The 22599-nt window shown below is 31.3% G+C and carries 19 protein-coding genes; 18 read left to right on the forward strand and 1 reads right to left on the reverse strand.

Features of this window, described 5'->3' with window-relative positions; all coding sequences use genetic code 11:
• Positions 1-19: 19 nt before the first annotated feature.
• The 14 genes from H4K35_RS14625 (at position 20) to H4K35_RS14690 (ending at position 17804) form a co-directional block, all read left to right on the forward strand.
• On the forward strand, positions 20-475 hold the full coding sequence (locus H4K35_RS14625; RefSeq protein ID WP_090410424.1) for a helix-turn-helix domain-containing protein: 456 nt from the start codon (positions 20-22) through the stop codon (positions 473-475).
• Positions 465-1028, forward strand: coding sequence for a PIN domain-containing protein (locus tag H4K35_RS14630; RefSeq protein ID WP_131541122.1), 564 nt, complete (start codon positions 465-467; stop codon positions 1026-1028). Before H4K35_RS14625 ends, H4K35_RS14630 begins: the two co-directional genes overlap by 11 nt.
• Positions 1029-1154: 126 nt before the next feature.
• On the forward strand, positions 1155-1718 hold the full coding sequence (locus H4K35_RS14635; RefSeq protein WP_131541123.1) for a recombinase family protein: 564 nt from the start codon (positions 1155-1157) through the stop codon (positions 1716-1718).
• Positions 1719-1773: 55 nt separating this feature from the next.
• Positions 1774-2163: a hypothetical protein gene (locus tag H4K35_RS14640; protein ID WP_131541124.1), complete on the forward strand. Its 390-nt coding sequence runs from the start codon at positions 1774-1776 to the stop codon at positions 2161-2163.
• A 4-nt stretch (positions 2164-2167) separates the two neighbouring features.
• Positions 2168-3157, forward strand: a complete 990-nt coding sequence (locus tag H4K35_RS14645) for a YafY family protein (protein ID WP_131541125.1) — start codon at positions 2168-2170, stop codon at positions 3155-3157.
• 60 nt (positions 3158-3217) lie between these two features.
• Positions 3218-5674: an N-6 DNA methylase gene (locus H4K35_RS14650; RefSeq protein ID WP_182628684.1), complete on the forward strand. Its 2457-nt coding sequence runs from the start codon at positions 3218-3220 to the stop codon at positions 5672-5674.
• Positions 5675-5678: 4 nt separating this feature from the next.
• Entirely contained in the window at positions 5679-6845 is a 1167-nt protein-coding gene (locus H4K35_RS14655) for a hypothetical protein (protein WP_182628685.1), read from the forward strand.
• On the forward strand, positions 6838-8385 hold the full coding sequence (locus H4K35_RS14660; protein ID WP_182628686.1) for a class I SAM-dependent DNA methyltransferase: 1548 nt from the start codon (positions 6838-6840) through the stop codon (positions 8383-8385). Before H4K35_RS14655 ends, H4K35_RS14660 begins: the two co-directional genes overlap by 8 nt.
• Positions 8382-9260, forward strand: a complete 879-nt coding sequence (locus H4K35_RS14665) for an ORF6N domain-containing protein (protein WP_182628687.1) — start codon at positions 8382-8384, stop codon at positions 9258-9260. Before H4K35_RS14660 ends, H4K35_RS14665 begins: the two co-directional genes overlap by 4 nt.
• Positions 9257-10438, forward strand: coding sequence for a restriction endonuclease subunit S (locus tag H4K35_RS14670; RefSeq protein WP_182628688.1), 1182 nt, complete (start codon positions 9257-9259; stop codon positions 10436-10438). Before H4K35_RS14665 ends, H4K35_RS14670 begins: the two co-directional genes overlap by 4 nt.
• Before the next feature lie 70 nt (positions 10439-10508).
• Positions 10509-11981 carry a DUF262 domain-containing protein gene (locus H4K35_RS14675; protein ID WP_182628689.1) on the forward strand — a complete coding sequence of 491 codons (1473 nt, stop codon included), beginning with the start codon at positions 10509-10511 and terminating at the stop codon, positions 11979-11981.
• Positions 11971-13992 (forward strand): DUF262 domain-containing protein, encoded by a 2022-nt coding sequence (locus H4K35_RS14680; protein WP_182628690.1) that lies wholly within the window; start codon positions 11971-11973, stop codon positions 13990-13992. The genes H4K35_RS14675 and H4K35_RS14680 overlap by 11 nt, the downstream gene beginning before the upstream one ends.
• A gap of 13 nt (positions 13993-14005) precedes the next feature.
• Positions 14006-17215 carry a type I restriction endonuclease subunit R gene (locus H4K35_RS14685; protein ID WP_182628691.1) on the forward strand — a complete coding sequence of 1070 codons (3210 nt, stop codon included), beginning with the start codon at positions 14006-14008 and terminating at the stop codon, positions 17213-17215.
• 10 nt (positions 17216-17225) lie between these two features.
• Positions 17226-17804, forward strand: coding sequence for a hypothetical protein (locus H4K35_RS14690; RefSeq protein WP_182628692.1), 579 nt, complete (start codon positions 17226-17228; stop codon positions 17802-17804).
• Positions 17805-17886: 82 nt separating this feature from the next.
• Here H4K35_RS14690 and H4K35_RS14695 read toward each other — a convergent pair whose 3' ends face one another.
• Positions 17887-18075 carry a hypothetical protein gene (locus H4K35_RS14695; RefSeq protein WP_131541134.1) on the reverse strand — a complete coding sequence of 63 codons (189 nt, stop codon included), beginning with the start codon at positions 18073-18075 and terminating at the stop codon, positions 17887-17889.
• 378 nt (positions 18076-18453) lie between these two features.
• Between H4K35_RS14695 and H4K35_RS14700 the strand changes: the two genes are divergently transcribed.
• The 4 genes from H4K35_RS14700 to catB all read left to right on the forward strand — a co-directional run bounded on the left by H4K35_RS14700 (position 18454) and on the right by catB (position 22387).
• Positions 18454-19053, forward strand: coding sequence for a hypothetical protein (locus H4K35_RS14700; protein ID WP_182628693.1), 600 nt, complete (start codon positions 18454-18456; stop codon positions 19051-19053).
• Positions 19053-20204: a DUF5712 family protein gene (locus H4K35_RS14705; protein WP_131541102.1), complete on the forward strand. Its 1152-nt coding sequence runs from the start codon at positions 19053-19055 to the stop codon at positions 20202-20204. The genes H4K35_RS14700 and H4K35_RS14705 overlap by 1 nt, the downstream gene beginning before the upstream one ends.
• A gap of 14 nt (positions 20205-20218) precedes the next feature.
• Complete coding sequence (locus H4K35_RS15855) at positions 20219-21394, forward strand: transposase (protein WP_255492492.1); 1176 nt, start codon at positions 20219-20221, stop codon at positions 21392-21394.
• A 363-nt stretch (positions 21395-21757) separates the two neighbouring features.
• Positions 21758-22387 (forward strand): type B chloramphenicol O-acetyltransferase, encoded by a 630-nt coding sequence (gene catB, locus H4K35_RS14715; RefSeq protein ID WP_014043450.1) that lies wholly within the window; start codon positions 21758-21760, stop codon positions 22385-22387.
• Positions 22388-22599 lie beyond the last annotated feature (212 nt).

A 22599-nucleotide genomic window follows, 5' to 3' on the forward strand; every position in this document is an offset into this window, starting at 1 on the left:
TGTTTAAACAATTTAAAATATGGAAGCATTAGACTATATAAAAAGACCCACTAAGAAAGAACAACGAGTGGCTATTGAATCTTATTCAGCACTTTCTTCAATTTTATCACAATTGAAACAAGATGATACTGAAATAGAAATCGAAGAAACAAACGACAGAATTAAAATACCTTTTAAAGCTTTAAAACTTTTAAGTGAAATTTTAAAGTCAATGAGTGAAGGAAATCCAATTTCTATTGTACCTATTGCAACGGAAGTCACTACTCAAAAAGCAGCTGAAATATTGGGTTGTTCACGACCTCATTTAGTTAAACTTTTAGAGCAAGGTGAAATTGATTTTACAATGGTTGGAAGACATCGTCGTATTTTATTTGAAGATGTAATCAAATATAAAAACGAGATGAAACAAAAACAGAAAAAGCATATCATTGATATTATGAACTTTGATGACGAAATAGGTTTATATGATTCATAGTGTAAGGTACAAAGCAGTTCTTGATACCAATGTAATATTTCCTATCGTGATTAGAGATTTATTATTTTGGTTTGCTCATTATGATTTATATACCCCAAAATGGAGTAAAATCATTTTTGATGAATGGAAATCTGTAATGATTCGAAAGGGAGTTGAATCTTCACAAGCAGAAAAGCGGATAAACGTAGCAAATTTGGCATTTCCCGATGCTTTAGTATTAAATTATGAAGGATTAATTGATAATTTAAATTTACCTGATAAAGATGATAGACATGTATTAGCTGCTGCTATTAAAGTAAATGCTAATATTATTGTAACTAATAATTTAAAGGATTTTCCGGATGATTATTTAGACTCTTTTGGATTGAAGGCAGTTTGTGCTGATGATTTTCTAACGGATATTATAGATTTAAATCCAAAAATAGCCCTCCAAGCTTTTAAAGATTTGGTATTAAATCGCAAAAACCCAGCAATGGATGAATTTCAAGTATTAGAAAGTTTTAGAAAAAATGGATTAAATCAAACAGCAGATTATTTACATGCTCTTTTGTAATTTAATTATACCAAAAATCGACCGTTTTATGGGACTACTTTTTAGTAGTCCTTTTTTTATTTTAAATAGTACTTTTTATCGTTATTTTTATTAGTTTTATAAAATAATCTTTTACAGTACTATTTTATGATTATTGGATATGCGAGAGTTTCTACAAAAGACCAAAATTTAGAAAATCAAATTGAGCTATTGAAGCAACACCAATGCGAGAAAATATTTTCGGATGTAGCAAGTGGGGTAAAGGAAGATAGAAAAGGTTTATTAGAACTTTTAGAATTTGCTCGACCAGGTGATACCATTTTGGTTTATAAGAACGATCGTATTTTTCGTTCCTTAAAAAATATGGTTGATTTAATTGAAACATTCAATCAAAAGAAGATTCATTTCAAATCGATAACAGAACCGGAGTTTGATACCAATTCAGCCAATGGGAAATTTTTACTTCAAATATTTAGTGCTGTTGCCGAATTTGAACGCAACCTAATCAGCGAACGAACCAAACACGGTTTAGAAGGTGCACGAAGACGTAATGAAACCTTAGGTAGACCTAAAGGTATTTCTAAAGAAACTTTAGAAAAATACCAGTACGCAAAGCACCTTTACGATAATAAAAAATTAAGTATTGATAACGCTTGTAAACAAGCCGGTTTAAGTAAAACTACTTTTTATAGGGTAGAAAAAGAAAAATAAAGTTTTAGATGACAATTAATGACGTCCTAATGTTTTATTTTTAAAAAAATATTTTATGGAAACATTTATAGAAATAAATGGGGTAGAGGTTGAAATAACTAAAATCTACCAAATTAAAACTTATGATTCTTTAATTGAAGGAACAGCCAATAAAGAATTAAATGATGATATTTTAGTTGATATAAAACAACGTGCTAAACGTATTTTTTATCGAAGTTCTTATTATGTCATGGATCCAAGAGAAAATCCGAATGATGATTTTCCTCAATATTGTATTATTTTAGAATTAATGGTTTTTAATACATTTCAAGATCCTGATAAAGATTATTCTGCTTTAACAGTAATTTGTTTTCAAGATGAGTTTGCATTTCCAATAAATGAAGAAAATTTAATTCATTTGAAGCAAATACCTTTTGGGTTATTGTGTAATGAGTATAATTTTTAGACAGATGTCAACAAATAAAAATGCATTAATAAGATACAAGACACTTGATAAATGTTTAAGTAATAAATACAAAAGATATTATATCAACGATTTAATTCAGGCATGTAATGATGTGTTGTATGAACATTATGGTGAAGAGGTTACAGTTTCTAGGCGTCAAATTTTCAATGATCTTGAATTCATGAAAAGTGATGCAGGATATGAAGCTCCTATTGTATCTGTTAGAGATGGAAGGAAAGTATATTATACATATGAAGATCTTAATTTTTCTATAGTACAAAAACCTTTAACCAATGACGAATTGTCAATTTTAGAAAATACAATTGAATTATTGAGTCGGTTAAAAGGAATTCCTGGAATTGAGGGTATTGAATCTGTAGAAACAAAATTAATGAATGTAAGTAATGAAAATTCAGTACAGAAAATCATCTCCTTTCAAGAAAATGAATTTTTAAAAGGTTTAGAATTTTTGACTCCATTATATAATTATATAAAGAATTGTCAAGTTGTAAAACTTACTTACAAACCTTTTACACATACAAACTCTACGTCATATATTATAGCTCCATATTTTTTAAAACAATACAATAATCGTTGGTTTTTATTTGGGTGGAATTACGAATTAAATAAAATACAAAACATAGCATTAGATCGAATAGTAAAGTTGGAGTCAACAACTACTGAGTTGTATTGTAATTCTACTATAGATTTTGATGAATATTTTGAGGATATTATTGGTGTAACTAATTTTGAAAATAATGAAGTTTTAAAGGTAAAGATTCAGTTGTCTGATAGTATAATTCCTTATATTGAGTCAAAGCCGATACATGGTTCTCAAAAAATTATTGATAATATTTTACACTTATCAGTAAAATATAATTATGAATTAGAAAGTTTACTTCTTTCTTACGGTGAAAATATTAAAGTATTAGAACCTCATTTTTTAATTGATCGATTAAAGGAGAGAATCAATAATTTAAAAAATATTTATTAATGCAGTATAATTGCACAGGTCGTCTGTATTTTTGTAGTGTTAATCTTTAATATTTGTTTTATGAGCGTTACAAAGACTACTTCAGAAGTTAATATGATCACAAGTAATTTATTACATGATATTAGAAAAATAATTTCATTAGATAATTATATCGTTTTAATTTATTTAGTTTCACTAAATAAGATTGGCGCTATTTCTATTTCTGAAACATTACCAAACGATGATATGAAGAAGAGCTTATTAGCTCAATTAAGAAATTCGGAGTTTATAAAGAATGTAAATCCTTTATTTATTGATGTTTTTCACACAGTTATTAATAAGCTATCTTATAATGAGTTAAATAGTCTGTTGTATGTTTTAAAAGACTTTTCTATTGATGATCATCTTTTATCTGATTTCTTTGAAGATTTAATTTATAAAATATCTTTAAGCCAAGGTAGAATTGCTTCAGAATACTTACAACCTTTAGAATTAACTCATTTTATAAAGGGTTTGATTTCTAAAGATGAAGGTCAGAAGATTTATAATCCATTTGCTGGTATAGCTTCTTTTGGAGTTATTGCAAATGAAAAGGATAGCTATTATGGACAAGAATTAGTACCAACCTCATGGGGTATTGGGCTATTACGATTGATTATTAATGGAAAAGATCATCAAAACTATGTTTGTGATGATTCAGTTTCAAATTGGTTAGGCACTTCTCAAAAATTCGATGTAATTGTAGCTAACCCACCATTAAATGTTCGGCTAAATGAGAGAATTGAAGGGCTTAGATTTCTTGAAGATTTTTATATAAGTAAAGGGTTAGATGCATTAGCAGATAATGGATATTTAATTTCTGTATCTTCTTTTACTTTACTTACTTCTACTATGTATCGACCTTTAATTCAAAAATTAGTAGATAATGATTATTTAGAAGCTATCGTTTCATTTCCTTCTAATATTTTATTGAATGCGAGCATTCCTTTTTATGTACTTATTCTAAACAAGAATAAGGCTGAAAAAGGAGTAGTTAAGTTTTTCGATGCCAAAGATTTTAGTATTAAGTCCAATAAAATTTTTAAAATTGACGATTCTAATTTATTAGAAGCATTTAAAAATTCTAAGGATAGGAATGTTGTTAGAAAAATTACGAATGAGCAAATTAAAGAAGAGGATTACAATTTACAAGTTGGTAGATATTTTATAGATATTGATTTAAATTTTGACCATGCTTCTAAATTAGGTAACATACTTGCACCTGTTTCTTTAGTAAATGATAGAAATATATCAAGATTCTATAAATTGAGTTTAAATAATCTTTCTGATAATATTTTGAAGAAAGATATTGATAACTCTACATTAGAAATTGTTACGGATAATGATGTACCTAGATTTATGAATATTTTAGGTAGAAATGCTCTTATTATTTCTACCGTAAATAATATTAAAATTGGGTTTTTCAAATTTGATGGTACACCAGTGTTACTTCCAAGAGATTTTTATGCAGTAACTTTTGATGATGATTTAATTGATGCCAATTATTTAGTTTCCGTTTTATTATCTACAAATGTTCTGGATCAGTATAAAAAATATTCTAAAGGAAATGTACTGAGTAGAATATCTAGAAATGATTTTTTTAAAATCATAGTTGCACTTCCTCCATTAGATACTCAGCATGCTATTTATTTAGACAATTTAAGAGATTATATTGAAAAAAATGAAGAATTAAATCACCTTATCAAGGTTCAAAATTTATTAGACAGTAGCGATAGTAATAGTTTGTTAAGACATGAAATTGCTGGACCTCTAAGAAATATAAAATCTTCATTGAATTTTATACTAAGTATGATGGAGAAAAAAATCTCTTCGGATTTCCCAGAAGTGTTACATTTAACACCGCATCCTTCTGTAGAAACAACGTTTAAAGAGTATTTAAATTTTATGAAAAGAGATTTAGATAGAATAAGTGTTTCCGTAAATAAAATGAGTGGAGAAATTGATTTTAGTCAAATGAAAATAGAAGAAATTGATTTGATTTCATTTATTCAAGATTATGTCAATTCTGTAAAGGTTCGAGCGAATAATAAATTTTCTATCGAATTGGATTTTAATGAAATTGAATTAAAATTAAATGGAATTGATCAGCTATTGATCAATGGCGATAAAAATTTGCTTTCAAATGTATTTGACAATTTAATTGAAAATGCTGAGAAGCATGCTTTTAGTTTTGAAGATTTTGAGGATAAAAAAATTAAAATTGAATTGTTGTGTAGTTTTGAAGACAATACGGTTCAAATCGATATTTGTAATACAGGAATGCCTTTACCATCCGACTTAACGTACAATCAATTGGTAAGGAAAGGAAGTTCTTTCGGAATTAATAATGGCAGTGGGATAGGGATGTGGTATGTTAGTGAAGTTCTTAAGAAGCATAAAGGATTTTTAGGGTTTACGGATGAAACGGCGCCTGAAGGTATTGATAGTGAATTTGTAACATCTATTGAACTAACACTCCCTGTAATTTTTAAAAAATAAAGCGATGATAAATGTACTTTGGTTAGATGACGAGCATAAAGTTTTCCAGCCTCTTAAAGATGCTGCAATAATGGAAAATATTCAATTGGTTGGATATGACAATGCGGAAGATGGGTTATTAGAATTGACTAATAATTTCAATCATTATGATGCTGTTATTTTAGATGGAATTTTTTTTACAGATAAAACAAATAGTAAACAAACAGATGAAGCGTTTGGGAATGTTGCAAAAGGTTTACTTGAATTAAGAACAAAGGGATTTATAATACCTGTTTTTATTTATTCCGGTCAACCAAGTTTTGTGAAAGATAGTCATTCATATGTAAATTTATTTAAAGATGAATTTTCTGCAAATGGAAGGGTTTTCGATAAAACGGATGATGATGGTATGCCTGAACTTTTACTGCATATTAAAGAAGCTGTAAAAGATAATGTTTATACTAAAATAAGACATCAGTATTCCGATGTATTCAAATACGTATCTTACATCCCTACTTTAGATAAGCATTATGGAAACTTTTTAGAACTTTTAAAAAATATTGATACCGATCAGGAATTGACGAAAGTTCGTATGATTATAGAAAGTCTTTTCAAAGCTTTAGCTGATATTAATATCATTCCACAAGGATTTACGGAAGAAAAAGGGTGGATTAATGGTACGTCACTATTTATTTCTGGTAAACATTCAGATTATGAATTTACACAGCCCGATTTCATTCATCCTACGATATGCGAAACTTTGTACAGAGTTTTAAATATCGTACAAGATGGTTCACATAACGAAGGTAGCCTAAAATTGAAAGTAGATGATTATTCGCGTAAATACGCTTCAGGTTATCTTTACAAAAGTGTTGTTTATGGACTACTAGAAATTTTGTGTTATTTTGGTGAATTAATTAAGAATAATCAAAACGTAGAAGAAAATCAATCTCGTTGGAATAAAAAAGAGATTGTAAAAACAGAGGAAGTTTTTATTGAAGCCATATTTCAATCGATAAACGAAGCTAATTGGGGAACAATTAAATGTATAGATGGTAAAGAAGTTTCAGTACATCCAAAATCGATTGAAACGCATAATTTAGCAATTGGAGAAATAATTTGGGTTTCTTTGGAATTTAACGAACCAAAAAATAAATATCATATCAAAAACATTAAGAAGAATAATGGCTAAAAAGAAAAAAGAAGAAGTTCAAGAAACGATAGAAAAAACACTGTGGAAAGCAGCGGATAAATTGCGTAAAAACATCAATGCGGCGGAGTATAAAGATGTGGTTCTTGGATTGATATTCTTAAAATATATATCAATTGCATTCGAGAAATTACATGCAGAATTAACCGCACAAATCGATCAAGGAGCAGATCCAGAAGATAGAGAAGAATATACTGCAGAAAATGTGTTTTTTGTACCGCCTTCGGCACGTTGGTCGTTTTTACAATCGAATGCAAAACAAACAACAATTGGTAAGATTGTAGATGACGGCATGGATGCCATCGAAGCAGAAAATCCACAATTGAAAGGGATTTTACCAAAGGTATATGCCAAACAAAATTTGGATCCAACGAGCTTAGGCGATTTAATTGACTTGATTGGAAACATCAATTTCGGAGAAACGAAAGAACGTTCTGCCGATGTTTTAGGGCACGTGTTCGAATATTTCCTAGGTCAGTTTGCTTTGGCAGAAGGACAAAAAGGCGGACAATTCTATACGCCGCGTTCGGTTGTAGAATTATTGGTGGAAATGTTAGAACCGCACAAAGGTCGTGTATTTGATCCTTGTTGTGGATCGGGTGGTATGTTTGTACAGTCCGAAAAGTTTGTCGAAGAACATCAGGGAAGAATTGATGATATTGCGATTTATGGACAAGAGTCAAACCAAACCACTTGGCGTTTGGCGAAGATGAACTTAGCCATTCGTGGGATTGATTCTACGGGTGTAAAATGGAATTCGGAAGGTTCGTTCTTAAACGATGCACACAAAGATTTAAAAGCCGATTATATCATTGCCAATCCTCCGTTTAACGTGAGCGATTGGTCGGGCGATTTATTGCGTAACGATGCGCGTTGGCAGTATGGCGTACCGCCGGTAGGCAATGCCAACTTTGCCTGGTTGCAACATTTTATTCATCACTTGGCACCAACTGGTCAAGCCGGTGTGGTATTGGCAAAAGGAGCCTTAACGTCTAAAACTTCGGGGGAAGGAGAAATCCGTAAAAACTTAATCGAAGAAGGATTAATCGACTGTATTGTCAACTTACCAGCCAAGTTGTTCCTCAATACGCAAATTCCTGCGGCCTTATGGTTTATGCGTCGTAAGAAAGTACCAAATCCTAAATACCGCAATACCGAAAACGAAATCTTGTTTATCGATGCACGAAATTTAGGTCATTTGATTAACCGTAGAAACCGTGAATTAAGCAAAGATGATATCGACTTAATTGCTTCTACCTACCACAATTGGCGTAATGTCGATGGGGAATACGAAGATATAGCGGGTTTCTGTGCTTCTGTTCCAGTAACTAAAGTGGCTGAGTTAGATTATGTATTGACGCCTGGGCGCTATGTGGGCTTACCTGATGAAGAAGACGATTTCAACTTTGTAGAGCGTTTTACTTCGTTGAAAACCACTTTGGAAGAACAATTAGCCAGAGAAGCGGAACTGAATACGATTATTGCGGAGAACTTGACTAAAATTGAACTGCCAAAAGAATGAGTAAAGATTTAACCCTTTCCCAACAACATATAGAAAACCGAATTTTTACGATTCGGGGGAAACAAGTTATGTTCGACAGAGATCTGGCAGAAATGTATCAGGTGGAAGTAAAAAGGTTAAATGAACAGGTAAAACGCAACATTGACCGGTTTCCCGAGACATTTCGTTTTCAGCTGAATAGCCAAGAAAAAGATGAACTGGTCGCAAATTGCGACCGGTTCGAATCGTTAAAACATTCCGCTGTAAATCCGTATGCATTTACCGAACAAGGGGTCGCTATGTTATCAGCCGTTTTACGAAGTGATATCGCTGTAAAAGTCAGCATTCAAATCATGAATGCTTTTGTAGAATTGAGGAAATTAGTTGGTCAAGAAACGCTTCAGCATTTACGTCTATCAAGTATTGAAAACAAATTGATAGAGCATGATCAAAAATTCAACAAGCTTTTCTTAGCCTTAGAAAATAACGAATTACCACACCGCGGGGTGTATTTTGATGGACAGGTTTATGATGCCTATCAGTTTGTAAGCGATGTAATAAAAAACGCTAAATCATCCATTATTTTAATAGACAATTACATAGACGACAGTGTGTTAACCTTGTTTAGCAAACGCAAAAAAAACGTTACCGCCACGATATATACAGCAAGTATAAGTAAACAGCTTCGGTTAGATTTAGAAAAACACAATGCACAATATCCTGAGGTAAAAGCAGAATTGTTTAAACAAAGCCACGACCGCTTTTTAATCATTGATGAAAAGGAGTTGTACCATATTGGCGCTTCGCTAAAAGATTTGGGGAAGAAATGGTTTGGTTTTTCGAGGATGGATAGCTTGTGTAAGGATGTATTGAGTAAAATTAAAAAAGGAGAATGATGGAGAATAATTGGAGAGAGGTAAAATTAGGTGATTACATATATACAAATAAATCATCTGTATCAAGGGGGTATCCATTTGATGAAATTAACTATTTAGATACAGGTTCAATTACTTGTAATAAAATAGATCAACTGCAACAATTTAAATTATCTGAGTCCCCAAGTCGAGCAAAAAGATTAGTCGAAAATGAAGATATTATTTTTTCTACAGTAAGACCAAACCAATTACACTATGGATTTATAGAAAATCCAATTGATAATCTAGTTGTATCTACAGGTTTTGTTACGATTACAGTAAATAAGGAATTTATTTTTCCTAAATATTTATATTATAATATAATTCAATCAAATACAATAGAATATTTACATTCAATTGCTGAGGCTTCTACTTCGACATATCCTTCACTTAAGCCTAGTGATATAGAAGCTTTAGAAATCCAACTTCCTCCACTTCCCGAGCAAAAAGCCATTGCCTCGGTATTGTCGAGTTTGGATGATAAAATCGACTTATTACACCAGCAAAACCAAACCTTAGAGGCGTTGGCGGAAACTTTATATCTTAATTTCATTGGAGAAAGAGAATTTAATAGTAAGCTAAGTGATATATTTTCTTTGCAGAATGGATATGCATTTAAAAGTAAATCATTCAAAGAATCGGGGACTATTAGGGTAATTAAGATTAAAAATATTTCTGGAGATATCGTGGACATCACAAATTCAGATTTTGTTGATGATGAGTCTATAAAAAAATTGGATGTTAAGTTTAAAATTAATTCGGGGGATATCTTAATAGCTATGACAGGAGCTGAAGTCGGTAAATTAGGTATCGTACCTGAAACAGATCAAAGCTTATGGTTAAATCAACGAGTAGGATCAATAAAACAAAAATTCGAAGGAGTAAAGTATTTAGTATATCTACATTTAAAATCTGATTTCGGTCAAGATTATATTGAGAATACAGCTACTGGAAGTGCCCAACCGAATATATCAGGAGAAGGTATTGAGAATTGTGAATTTCCTCTATACGAAGAAGCAGAGTTAGAAGAAATTTGTAATAAACTTTCTCCACTTTATGATAAAGTGATTTTTAATTTAGGTCAAATCCAAACCTTAACAAAACTTCGCGATACCTTATTACCTAAGTTAATGAGTGGCGAGGTGAGGGTGCAACTATAAAAATAAATAAAGGAGCTGTTTGCCAATGCAGCTCCTTAAAGCGATTAACCAAAGAATAACCAAATAAAACATGAGTACAGCACTTCAATTAGCCATCACAACTATTGGAGATTTACTTTTAGGTTCTACCATCAGCAAAAATGCAGAAGGTAAACCTTTGAGTTCAATCAATTTGGTGATACCGCCTTATCAGCGACCATATAAATGGACCACAAAAAATGCGGTACAGTTATTAGATGATATTATAGAAGCCAAAAATCAGAATAAAGAAACTTACCGTGTAGGAACTTTGATTTTACATTACGATACAGCAAAAGGCGCATATAATATTGTTGATGGGCAGCAACGAACAATAACTTTTTCGCTCTTATTACTAGCATTAAATGAGAACGAAGGGAAAAATATACCTTTCCTGAATCAGTGTCTAACAGATGAAATGCACAATGCTAGAAACATTCCTAATAATTACAGAACCTTAGAAAGGCGAATACATACGATTGCTGATAGCAGAGAACGTAATGAACTCTATGATTACATCAAAAATAATTGCGAGCTTATTGTTGTCATCACAGAAGATATTTCAGAAGCTTTCCAGTTCTTTGATTCTCAAAATGCACGAGGAAAAAAATTGTATCCACACGATTTGTTAAAAGCGTATCATTTAAGAGAAATGAATCATCTTGATACCACCCAAACCGAAAAGGTGGTTAAGTCTTGGGAAGATTTAGACCAAAAAAAATTAGCGCTTTTATTTAGCGATTACTTATACCGAGTAAAAGAATGGATTAAAGGGAATAGAGCAGAAGAATTGAATGAACATAACATTCAAAAGTTTAAGGGGATTAACCGTTCGGGTAATTATCCGTATGCTCAATTTTTCAAAGGAGCTTTTGCTTATGCTGATATGGTAAACCAATCCGCTATGCCTTTTGTTTCAGGGATGACTAACCTTGTTCCGTTTCAGATAGATACCCCTATTATTGCAGGAAAATCGTTTTTTGATTATGCCAAACATTATTTCGAAATCCTAAAAGATATACAGAATAACAACAAATACGAAGGCTACTTTATCAACGATAACGATATTGTAAAAACACTAGATCTACGACATTACAAAAATGGTGTAGGAAATGGGATTACACGTTTATTATTCGATACTGCTGTATTATTGTATGTAGATCGTTTTTGTCCTACGGGTTTACCATCTAAGTCGGATAAAGAGATGCTAGAAAAACAATTTGTAATGTATGCTTTTATTTGGGCATATTCTTTAAGAGCGCAATATTATAATTTAGGGTGGCAATCGGCTCAAAATTACATATTAGGTAACGACTTAAAGAATTCATTTAATATTTATAAATTAATCTCTGAGGCAGATTCCCCTGTAGCCTTACTAAGTGTTCTTTCTGATAAACTAAGCCCCCTTCATAATAATAATATCAAAGCAAATATGAATGATATAGATTATGAGGTAAATGGAGTGTATCAGAACTACCTGTATTATTTTAAAATAAATAAATTCATTGAATCATATGGCAACTAATAATTTACCTTTAAAAGAACAATCGATACACGAAATTTATAATGGTAATTTGGTAACTTATGAAGTGCCTATTTATCAACGAAATTACGCTTGGGAAGATGATGAAATCACAGCACTGATTCAAGATGTTTATGATGCATATCAAAAAGATAAAAATTCAACTATAAAAGGAACTTACTTTATTGGTACGTTGGTATCCTATCACAAAGGCGATCAAGTGTATGAAGTGATAGACGGTCAACAGCGATTAACTACGATTAACTTAGTACTTGCAGCACTTGGTATTGAACGAAAAAATAAATTAACCTACAGAGCTCGGAAAAAGTCGAACGAAACGATTAAAAGTGTTCCCGAATTTAATATTGATGAAAAAGATAATGGCATAATCAACGGATTTAGATTTGCTCAAAATGCACTTAAAAAAATTGTTTCTAAAGAAGAATTAGAAAGTTATAAAAAGTACTTTCAAGAAAACGTTCATATCATACATTACAATGTCCCTAGAGATATTGACTTGAATCATTATTTCGAGATCATGAATTCTAGAGGAGAACAGTTAGAAAAGCATGAAATTATAAAAGCTCGACTTGTAGAGCAATTAAACGAACAAGATAAAGTTACTTTTAGCCAATTGTGGGAAAATTGTAGTATGATGCATGTTTATATTCAACAGAAATACAGACAGGAGGCTATATTTGGTAGAAATCATCACGAATTCCTTATTTCAGGATTTGATGAATTACCAAAAGTTGAAATGGGTTCAGGGAAAAAATCTATTCTTGATTTTTTAAATGGAATTGTTGCTGATCAGAACCTTAATAACAACGATACACCAGACAGTTTTCAACCTATTATTGATTTTTCAAATTTATTATTAATCGTTCTTAAAATTACTAGAATAGAGGATTCAAATTTTAATCCAATTCAGTTTTCACTAGACGATAAAGAACTAATTAAAGAATTTGATAATTTAAAAGCTGGAGGTATTCATATCGATGAAGCTTTTGTCAAGAAGTTTGGTTTTAATTTATTAAAAGCTAGATATTTTCTGGATAATTATATCGTTCACCATTCTAATGAAAATGATACGATAGAAAGTAATCCTTGGAAATTACAGTTTTGGCAAAAAGAAGGGAAGAACGAGTATTTAAAAAATTTGGATGGTGAAACTGCTATTCAGCACAAATTAGTACAGTTGCTTTCTATGTTTGAAGTATCGTTTACAGCAAGACAGAGAAAGAATTATCTATTTTATTGTTTATTACATTTGTTTAACGAAGGAACAGATCTTAAAGGGTATTATAATTTCGTTAAAAATCTAGCAGATAAATACTTCAAAGATGTATACTTAGATGCAACCAAATTAAACGCTATTAATGTACCTAATCCGGGTAGTTTTGATAGTACAATTCTTGTAGGTAATAAACTAGATGTTATTTCTAAAAATACAAATTGGGATTTTTCAGAAATATATGGTGATGGCACTGTAAGATCAAATGGTATTCCATTGTTTGTATTTAATTATTTAGATTATAAATTGTGGGAGAAATATTTTGATGAATTGCGAGGAGAGAAAACAATAGAAAGTAGTACTGTAAGAAAGTTGTTTTTTGATAATTTAGGTTGTAGCGATTTTGGCTTAAAACTATTTGAACAGTTTTATTTTTCAAGAACACGTAGAAGTTTAGAGCATTTCTTCCCACAAGCGAAAGCCGATGGCAAAGATGGTAAACCATCACAAGACGAAATCAATTGTTTAGGAAATTACGCTATGATTGGAAGTGAAATGAATAGCTCTGGAAATAATTGGGATCCTAATGCAAAATTGAGTCATTACCTAGATTCAGGAAAAATTAGACAAATTAGTATAGCTTCAATTAAGTTTATGATTATGATGCAAAAAACGAAAGATAATTTGTTGGAAAATAATCGTAAACATGGTTTAGAATGGAATTTTGAGGACATTAAAGAGCATCAACGTAAAATGGAATCAATTTTAAGTGTGAATTAAAAATAATCAACCAATGACCGAAAACGAAATTGAAAAACTCGCTATAGAATTATTAGAACACCAAGGATATTCTTATTTCAATGGCGTTCATTTAGCTCCTGATGCAGGAGATCTAGAAAGAACATCATTTGAAGAAGTGGTGCTTAAACAACGATTGGAAAATGCGGTTCGCCGTATCAATCCTAATATTCCTTTAGATGCACAACAAGATGCTGTAAAGCAAATTTTGCGTATTGCTTCACCTGATGTGTTATCCAATAACGAAAGTTTTCACCGTTTATTAACCGAAGGTATTCCGGTAACCAAACGGGTGGATGGGCAAGAACGTGGAGATCGTGTGTTTTTAATTGATTTTGAAAATCCATTACACAATGAGTTTTTAGTTGTCAATCAGTTCACTATTGTAGAAAACGGTGTCAATAAAAGACCAGACATTATTCTTTTTGTCAATGGTTTACCATTAGTTGTTATCGAATTAAAGAACGCTACGGATGATAAAACAACCATTCAATCTGCCTTCCGTCAAATAGAAACCTATAAATCAATGATTTCATCATTGTTTACTTTCAATGCTTTTTCGGTTATCTCTGATGGATTGGAGGCGAAAGCAGGAACGATTTCGGCAGGTTTGAGTCGTTTTATGGCTTGGAAAACCACAGATGGTATTTCCGAAGCATCAAAACAAATCAGCCAATTAGAAACATTGATAAAAGGAATGTTGCAACCAAGCGTATTACTGGATTTGGTCAGACATTTTGTGGTTTTTGAAAAATTTAGAAAAGAAGACGCTGAAGGTATTGTTACCGTTCAAACAGTAAAGAAATTAGCAGCTTATCACCAATATTATGCCGTAAATCGTGCGGTAGAATCTACTAAAAGAGCTTCTGGTTTTGTTTCAAAACAAACATTAGGGAATTTATTAAATGAATCTCCAGAAAGCTATGGTTTACCTGGTGTGAAAAATCAACCCGAAGGCGATCGAAAAGGTGGTGTAGTTTGGCATACACAAGGTTCGGGTAAATCGTTGTCTATGGTGTTTTATACAGGTAAAATTGTATTAGCCTTAGATAATCCAACGGTTTTAGTGATAACAGACCGTAATGATTTGGACGATCAGTTATTCGACACATTTGCAGCATCCAAACAATTGTTGCGTCAAGATCCTGTTCAAGCGACGGATCGTAAGCAATTGAAAGACTTGTTGAAAGTTAATTCAGGTGGTGTTATTTTTACGACGATACAAAAATTTCAACCGGAAGAAGGTAACGTTTTTGAAACGCTATCGGCTAGAGAAAATATCATTGTCATAGCAGACGAGGCACACCGTACACAGTATGGTTTTAGTGCTAAAACAGTAGATGATAAAGATGAAAACGGTAATGTAATTGGTAAAAAAATCGTGTATGGATTTGCCAAGTATATGCGTGATGCCTTACCCAATGCCACGTATTTAGGTTTTACAGGAACACCAATTGAAAGTACGGATGTCAATACGCCAGCAGTATTCGGTAATTATGTCGATATCTATGACATTGCGCAAGCTGTAGAAGATGGTGCAACGGTTCGTATTTTCTATGAAAGTAGATTAGCCAAAGTAAAACTAACCGAAGAAGGTAAGGAATTAGTAGATGAGCTGGATGATGAATTGGATCAAGAAGATCTAACAGCCACTCAAAAAGCCAAAAGTAAATGGACACAGTTAGAAGCCTTGATTGGCGGGAAACAACGTGTTCAAAATATAGCTGCTGATATTGTCGGTCATTTTACGCAACGTCAGGAAGTGTTTCAAGGGAAAGGAATGATCGTGTCAATGAGTCGTCGTATTGCGGCGGATTTGTACAATGCGATAATTGCTATAAAACCTGAATGGCATTCGGATGATTTGAAAAAAGGAAAGATAAAAGTTATTATGACTTCTGCATCTTCTGATGGTCCTGAATTGGCTAAATTCCACACGACCAAAGAGCAACGTAGAATGTTAGCCGAACGTATGAAAGATCCGAATGATGAATTAGAATTGGTGATTGTCCGTGATATGTGGTTAACAGGTTTTGATGCTCCTAGTATGCATACCTTGTATATCGATAAACCTATGAAAGGGCATAACTTGATGCAAGCGATTGCTCGTGTTAACCGTGTGTATAAAGATAAACCCGGAGGATTAATCGTTGATTATTTAGGGATTGCTTCTGACTTGAAAAAGGCTCTTGCTTTTTATTCAGATGCAGGTGGAAAAGGTGATCCAGCAGTAGCACAAGAACAGGCAGTAACTTTGATGTTAGAAAAAATTGAAGTGATTTCGGCTATGTATCATGGTTTCCCTTATGAAGATTATTTTGATGCCGATACATCTAAAAAACTGTCCATGATTTTAGCAGCCGAAGATCATATTTTAGGCCTAGAGGATGGCAAGAAAAGATACATTAATGAAGTAACCGCTTTATCAAAAGCATTTGCTATTGCTATACCGCATGATCAAGCAATGGATGCTAAAGATGAAATTTCATTCTTCCAAGCCGTTAAAGCAAGGTTAGCAAAGTTTGATACTACAGGATCGGGCAAAACAGATGAAGAGATTGAAACAACCATTCGACAAGTGATTGATCAAGCTTTGGTTTCCGATCAAGTGATTGATGTTTTCGATGCAGCAGGTATTAAGAAACCAGATATTTCTATCTTGTCTGATGAGTTTTTAATGGAATTGAAGGGTATGCAGCACAAAAATGTGGCATTGGAAGTCTTGAAAAAACTATTGAATGATGAAATAAAATCCCGATCAAAATCCAATTTAGTACAAAGTAAAAAGTTATTGGAAATGTTGGAGCAGTCAATAAATCGCTACCACAATAAGATTCTAACAGCAGCTGAAGTTATTGATGAGCTGATCAATTTAAGTAAAGATATTGTCGAGTTAGATAGCGAACCAAAAAAGTTGGGCTTAACAGAATACGAGTATGCTTTTTATACCGCAGTTTCTAATAATGATAGTGCTAAGGAATTAATTCAACAAGATCGATTAAGAGAATTAGCCGTAGAATTAACGACTACTATTCAGCAAAATGCAAGTATCGATTGGAATATTAAAGAAAGCGTACGAGCAAAGCTGAAAGTAGCTGTAAAACGATTATTGCGTAAATATGGTTATCCACCAGATATGCAATTATTAGCTACAGAAACTGTATTAAAACAAGCCGAGATGTTGGCTAATGAGTTGACCAAGTAAATTTATTATTATGAAGGATATTGATTTATTAATAAAAAATTTTTTTAAAAAGAAAGAATTTGATTCGGATGAATTAAGTATGTTAAAGCAAAATATTATTGACAAATTAGGCTATAAATATTATAAACCTTATGAGTCAATAATAAACCTTCATTTATTAAAATTTATTGTTAAAGCTAATAAGCCTGAAAAAAATCCACACCCTAAAAAATTAAATACTCTAGAACAGAACATATTTGAACAAGAGCATATTAAAGAAATTTTAAAAAATAAATATAAAGATAAAAAAGTATTTGAAATAGCGAATTTATTAGAGATACCACCAAAATATATTATTTCTTTTTATAAAAAAGTAAGTATTGACGTAGATGAAGTAACAATAATTAATGATTCTCTATTTGATATAATTTATTTTTATATTAACAAAAGAGAATCAGTTCTTAAATCTAAAAGGACAAGAGAAAGAATTGAAACTAAACCTCTAAATCCTTATAAAAAAGATAAAAAATCGCTTAGTTCAAATACAGTATATGATAAATTATTACATACTAAAACTTCAGTAAAATTGATTTATATACGATCCAAATAGTTGATAAAATATTCACTTTCCTTTTCGGACTTTATATCAACCAAAAAAACAAAAATGCTTTCCAAACTGGAAAGCATTTTTATTATAGAAAATCAAGAATTTCTTTCTTCATTTTTGTTGAAAATTTTATATTATTTTCCTTTAAAAGATCCTTGTCAATGGATTCGATTTCTTTGATAAGCGGTCTTAAATTTTCATCATTAAGAGCTTCTAATTGTGTTTGAAGTTTATACAATCTTAATGAAATTTTCTTTACATTTTTTTCTTCCATAGCTAATAAAAAAATTTAATGTTATTAATATTGATTTCTAAAATTACAAAATTTTACTGTTTGATACAATTGCTGTACCGATAGAAAAGACGTATTGTAAATATATGTTCAATCTGGGACTAAAGTTATAGGTATGTTTAGCAAGAGGATACTGCGATGAATCGCAGTAGTAAGATTAAGCACCTGCAAATCAATATCTTACGATATTAGTGTTTTTAAATAAAATATATTTTTGAATACTTTTTTTAAAAAAGTATTGAATTTCAATCAAATAGAATTAAAAAAAATATATGCTTCAAATATACTTTTGTGTAAAAATCTATTCTAATATACTGATTTTTATCGTATTATTGCATATATTTATTTAAAAAATAAAAAATGAGTAAATCAGATATAACAACGATACGCGTTCAACGTGATTTGAAAGAAAAAATTGAAGTAATCCAAAAGAATTACCAATACAACTTTATCTATGAAGTCTTAGATGATATGACTAGTTTTTTTTTAAATAATGGATTAAGTCCGGCTACTAATCTAAATTTAAATATTCACAAGGACATTCAAAAAATCAATGAAGATTTTAAAAAAAGGGATGATAGTTTTCGAAAATGGTTTGGAGATCATTTCAAAAAAACTATTGAATTAATTCAGCAAAGTGATATGATTTTAGCTAATCAAGAATTATTTAAAAATATACTTCAAGGTGAAATAAAAGAGGAAATAAAAAAGGAAATTATTAGTGAGGATAATTTTAAAAAACCTAACGAAGTTATTGCAGTAACACAAAATTTTGAAAAGACTAATTCGAGTAATATAGATGATTATTTGAATGTAATTGAAAAATTAAATAAACAAATCAGTGATTTAAAAAGTAGTGTTAATCTGATTGTTTCTAAGGCAGAAAAAAACGAAAAAGGAAAAGTTCATTATACGATAGTTCTTAATGAAATAGAATATAATAGTTTAAAAAGAATCTAATGCACATTTCATATAAAGCACATGATCCGCAAAAATTTGGTTTGAGTTCTCAAACTATGATTGAGTATTTAACAAAAGAAGAAAAAACAAAAGAAGCAGAAGTTTTTTACAATCATGAACAGCAAAATATATCTCCTAATGATGCTTATAATGCCATTGATAATAATAAAGGAAGTCATGGAAAAGATGTGTCTAAGTTTTATATGATGAATATTTCTCCCTCTCAAAAAGAATTAAATCATTTGGAAAATTTAGCGGAGAAATTTGCTAATGAATCAAAACAAGATGATTTGACTAAAGAGGAAATAAAAAAAATTTATGTTGAAAAATTATTACAAGAATATACGTACAAAGTAATGGATGACTATGCTAAAAATTTTGAGCGTGATAAAACCATTGATGACTTAGTTTATTTTGCTAAAATTGAACACAACAGAACTTTTAAAGAAAATGATAAAGATGTAATTCATAATAAAAGAATAGATGCTAAAATCAAAGAGAACCCCGAAAGAAAAAATGAATTTGATAGAGATTACAAACGAAATAGTAAAGGCGAGATTATTAGAAATGGATTAAAAAAGGAGGGTAATAATACTCATATTCATGTTGTAGTTTCGAGATACGAAAAGAAAGGAGAACAACGTGATAAAGCTTCTTTATCTCCAATGAGTAAAGCGAGAAAATCTAAAGGGTTGAATAATTCAAAAGTTGGTTTTGATAGAGATAGATTGAATCAAAAGTCGGAGGAAAGATTTGATGATATGTTTGATTTTAAAAGAATGAATAATGAAACTTATCAAAAAAGAAAGGAAAATAAGAAAGGTTATGACCAAGATAAAAGCAATTATTATGATTATGAAAGACAATCTAAATCTAATAAAAAAAAGAATGATAATGCAATTGTTTCCTCTATAAAGGATCGAGTTAAAGAAGAAGCAAAAGAACTTAAAAAAGAGTTTAAAGACGCATTAAAAAGTAATGGAGTTGATGTCAATTTGCCTACATCATTGAAAGAATTACAGTGGAAAATTGAACGCGATATTAAACAAGAATTAGGAATGGATAACCTTAAAAGTCCTAAAGAAATATTGGATAACGAAATTAAAAGTATTCGAGATAACTTGTCTAAAGGAATCGATATTGGATATTAAAAACTATTTTAAATATGAATACAAATACAATTATTTGGTTAGTATTAATTAACATCATATTCTTTGTTGTGTTTTGTTTGGCCACGAAGAAAACTAAATTTTTCTTTCTTTTTTACATTGGTGGAACGATTTATCTGTACAATCTGTTTCCCTCTTACAAAACACTAATATATTTTATACTTCCTAATTTTGTGTTGGGTGCTATTATCAGTTTGCTAACTAAAAAGAAACCCCTAGTAGATGATATTTTTGATATTAAAATTATTACTAATCAGGGCGAAAGATTGTTAGAAAATTTTGATAGGGGAGTTTCTATTTTTGGTTCGTCCGGTTCTGGTAAAACTCAAAGTGCTATTTATAATTTCTTTGAGCATTTTAAAAAACATGATTTTGCAGGTTGTCTTTATGATTATAAAAACGGCGAGCTTACAGAAATTATAATGGGAATGTTTGACAATGTTGAAATTATTGCTCCTCATGACCCGTCAATAAGTGCTAGAGTTAATTTTATTAAACCAGAATTACTTAATGATGAAATTGATATTAACGAGATTGCAAAAGTTTTAATCATGAATCTGAAAGGTAATAATGATAAAGGAAATTTCTTTGACACTAATGCGGAAGCTCTTTTTACGGGGCTTATCTTGAAGTTTAAGTTAGATCATCCTGAGTATTGTACATTTCCTCATATACTAGCTTTCCTTACGTTAAATGATTTTGGAGGTATTAGAATGGTCAGAACCGTTGATGAAGATTCAGGAGAAGAAAAGATAGTACGCAAATGGAGTGATTTTAAATTGTTGCAAGATTTCTTGGAAAGTAACCATCGGATTAAGAATGTAACCCATCAAGAAGTTACCATTAACTATAAAGATTATAGAGATAACAGTAAAACCAAAGAGCTCACACTTAAGAATGAAGAATTTACTCGTCGCTTTAGTTTACATATTCTGCCTAAACGCTTTGTTCGAATCAGGCATTACGGCATTTTAAGTAGTAGTTGGAAACGCAGTAAACTACAACAACTACAAGAAGATTTAAATATCATTCGACCGATAGTTGAACCTAAAACACAACATCGAAAATGTTATTGTTGCAAAATTGGTAATCTGGTTACGCTACATGTTTTTGGGCAACGAGGTCCGCCAAAAGCATATCTTATCGAAAACACACTTGCTTCTGTGAATTAGGTTTTACGGGTAAGGGAACTTGTGTTTGGTTGAATCGAAAAACAACAAAAAACGATTGAAACAGCACAATTTCAACCACAAAAAAAGCAGTAATCCTAAAATTACTGCTCGTATATCTTAAAGTCATACTTCGACAACTCCATAATACTTTATTAGCTTCCTACGGTTCTGTTCAACGGGCTTTCATCTCGTGCCCTGCGGGCAAGACGAAAGCTTAGTTATTATGTGTAGTTTTTTTGTATCTTTGTCAGATGAAATTATCAGATTAGCATATTTACTTTACGCAACGTATAGGAAGAGAATAGTTTAGTATTATTCTTCGTTTCCTTATTGTCTCTTATTGTAAATTAAATATGTTAAATAATGAAAAATTTCTTCGAAAGTCCTTTTAAAGGAAAAATAATCAAAGACCACATAACTAATCCCAATATAATTTCGGGTAAATATTCTTATTATTCTGGTTATTATCACGGTCATTCATTTGACGATTGTGCTCGTTATCTGTTTCCGGACAGGAATGATGTCGATAAACTAATTATCGGTTCTTATTGTTCAATAGGGAGCGGTGCAAGTTTCATAATGGCAGGTAATCAAGGTCATAAATATGATTGGATTTCCAGTTTTCCATTTTTTTATATGTCTGAATTTGATGTTTTCAGTAAAAGCCAAGATGGATTTCAAAAAGCAGGAGATACAGTTGTTGGGAATGATGTTTGGATTGGTAGTGAAGCTATGATAATGCCAGGAGTTCAGATAGGAGATGGAGCTGTTATTGGCAGTCGTGCTTTGGTTACAAAAGATGTTGAACCTTATTCAATTGTAGGGGGAAATCCAGCCAAATTGATAAAAAAGAGATTTAGTGATGATGACATCCAAAAATTGCAGGAAATGAAATGGTGGGAATGGGATGAAGAAACCCTTTTTGAAGCAATGCCAATTCTTTGTTCAAATAAAATCGATTTGTTGTACAAGTTTTTTAGAAAAATGAAATGATAAAAAGAAGGTTCCGAAATTCGGAGCCTTTTTGTTTTAACTGCGTTTGCGGCTAAAATTACACATAACGACCGAGGCTATGGGTACGGGCGGGTTGCGGGCGTATTCGCTGTCGCACAGCGACAAGGCGAATGCGGGCGCAAAACCTGCTAAGTGCACGTCAGCCAGCCTGTGAACATAGGCGTGTGTTAGGTGGTCGTAGTTTGTTGTTT

It is taken from the genome of Myroides sp. NP-2 (genome assembly GCF_014145665.1).
Classification (GTDB): domain Bacteria; phylum Bacteroidota; class Bacteroidia; order Flavobacteriales; family Flavobacteriaceae; genus Flavobacterium.

Excerpts from the sequence above, each read along its gene's own strand:
- H4K35_RS14700 (WP_182628693.1), top strand. The coding sequence starts at position 18,454 with ATGAGTAAATCAGATATAACAACGATACGCGTTCAACGTGATTTGAAA.
- H4K35_RS14645 (WP_131541125.1), top strand. The coding sequence starts at position 2,168 with ATGTCAACAAATAAAAATGCATTAATAAGATACAAGACACTTGATAAA.
- H4K35_RS14635 (WP_131541123.1), top strand. The coding sequence starts at position 1,155 with ATGATTATTGGATATGCGAGAGTTTCTACAAAAGACCAAAATTTAGAA.
- H4K35_RS15855 (WP_255492492.1), top strand. The coding sequence starts at position 20,219 with ATGAATACAAATACAATTATTTGGTTAGTATTAATTAACATCATATTC.
- H4K35_RS14695 (WP_131541134.1), bottom strand. The coding sequence starts at position 18,075 with ATGGAAGAAAAAAATGTAAAGAAAATTTCATTAAGATTGTATAAACTT.
- H4K35_RS14650 (WP_182628684.1), top strand. The coding sequence starts at position 3,218 with ATGAGCGTTACAAAGACTACTTCAGAAGTTAATATGATCACAAGTAAT.
- H4K35_RS14670 (WP_182628688.1), top strand. The coding sequence starts at position 9,257 with ATGATGGAGAATAATTGGAGAGAGGTAAAATTAGGTGATTACATATAT.
- H4K35_RS14655 (WP_182628685.1), top strand. The coding sequence starts at position 5,679 with ATGATAAATGTACTTTGGTTAGATGACGAGCATAAAGTTTTCCAGCCT.
- H4K35_RS14640 (WP_131541124.1), top strand. The coding sequence starts at position 1,774 with ATGGAAACATTTATAGAAATAAATGGGGTAGAGGTTGAAATAACTAAA.
- H4K35_RS14680 (WP_182628690.1), top strand. The coding sequence starts at position 11,971 with ATGGCAACTAATAATTTACCTTTAAAAGAACAATCGATACACGAAATT.
- H4K35_RS14625 (WP_090410424.1), top strand. The coding sequence starts at position 20 with ATGGAAGCATTAGACTATATAAAAAGACCCACTAAGAAAGAACAACGA.
- H4K35_RS14660 (WP_182628686.1), top strand. The coding sequence starts at position 6,838 with ATGGCTAAAAAGAAAAAAGAAGAAGTTCAAGAAACGATAGAAAAAACA.
- H4K35_RS14690 (WP_182628692.1), top strand. The coding sequence starts at position 17,226 with ATGAAGGATATTGATTTATTAATAAAAAATTTTTTTAAAAAGAAAGAA.
- H4K35_RS14675 (WP_182628689.1), top strand. The coding sequence starts at position 10,509 with ATGAGTACAGCACTTCAATTAGCCATCACAACTATTGGAGATTTACTT.
- catB (WP_014043450.1), top strand. The coding sequence starts at position 21,758 with ATGAAAAATTTCTTCGAAAGTCCTTTTAAAGGAAAAATAATCAAAGAC.
- H4K35_RS14630 (WP_131541122.1), top strand. The coding sequence starts at position 465 with ATGATTCATAGTGTAAGGTACAAAGCAGTTCTTGATACCAATGTAATA.
- H4K35_RS14665 (WP_182628687.1), top strand. The coding sequence starts at position 8,382 with ATGAGTAAAGATTTAACCCTTTCCCAACAACATATAGAAAACCGAATT.
- H4K35_RS14685 (WP_182628691.1), top strand. The coding sequence starts at position 14,006 with ATGACCGAAAACGAAATTGAAAAACTCGCTATAGAATTATTAGAACAC.
- H4K35_RS14705 (WP_131541102.1), top strand. The coding sequence starts at position 19,053 with ATGCACATTTCATATAAAGCACATGATCCGCAAAAATTTGGTTTGAGT.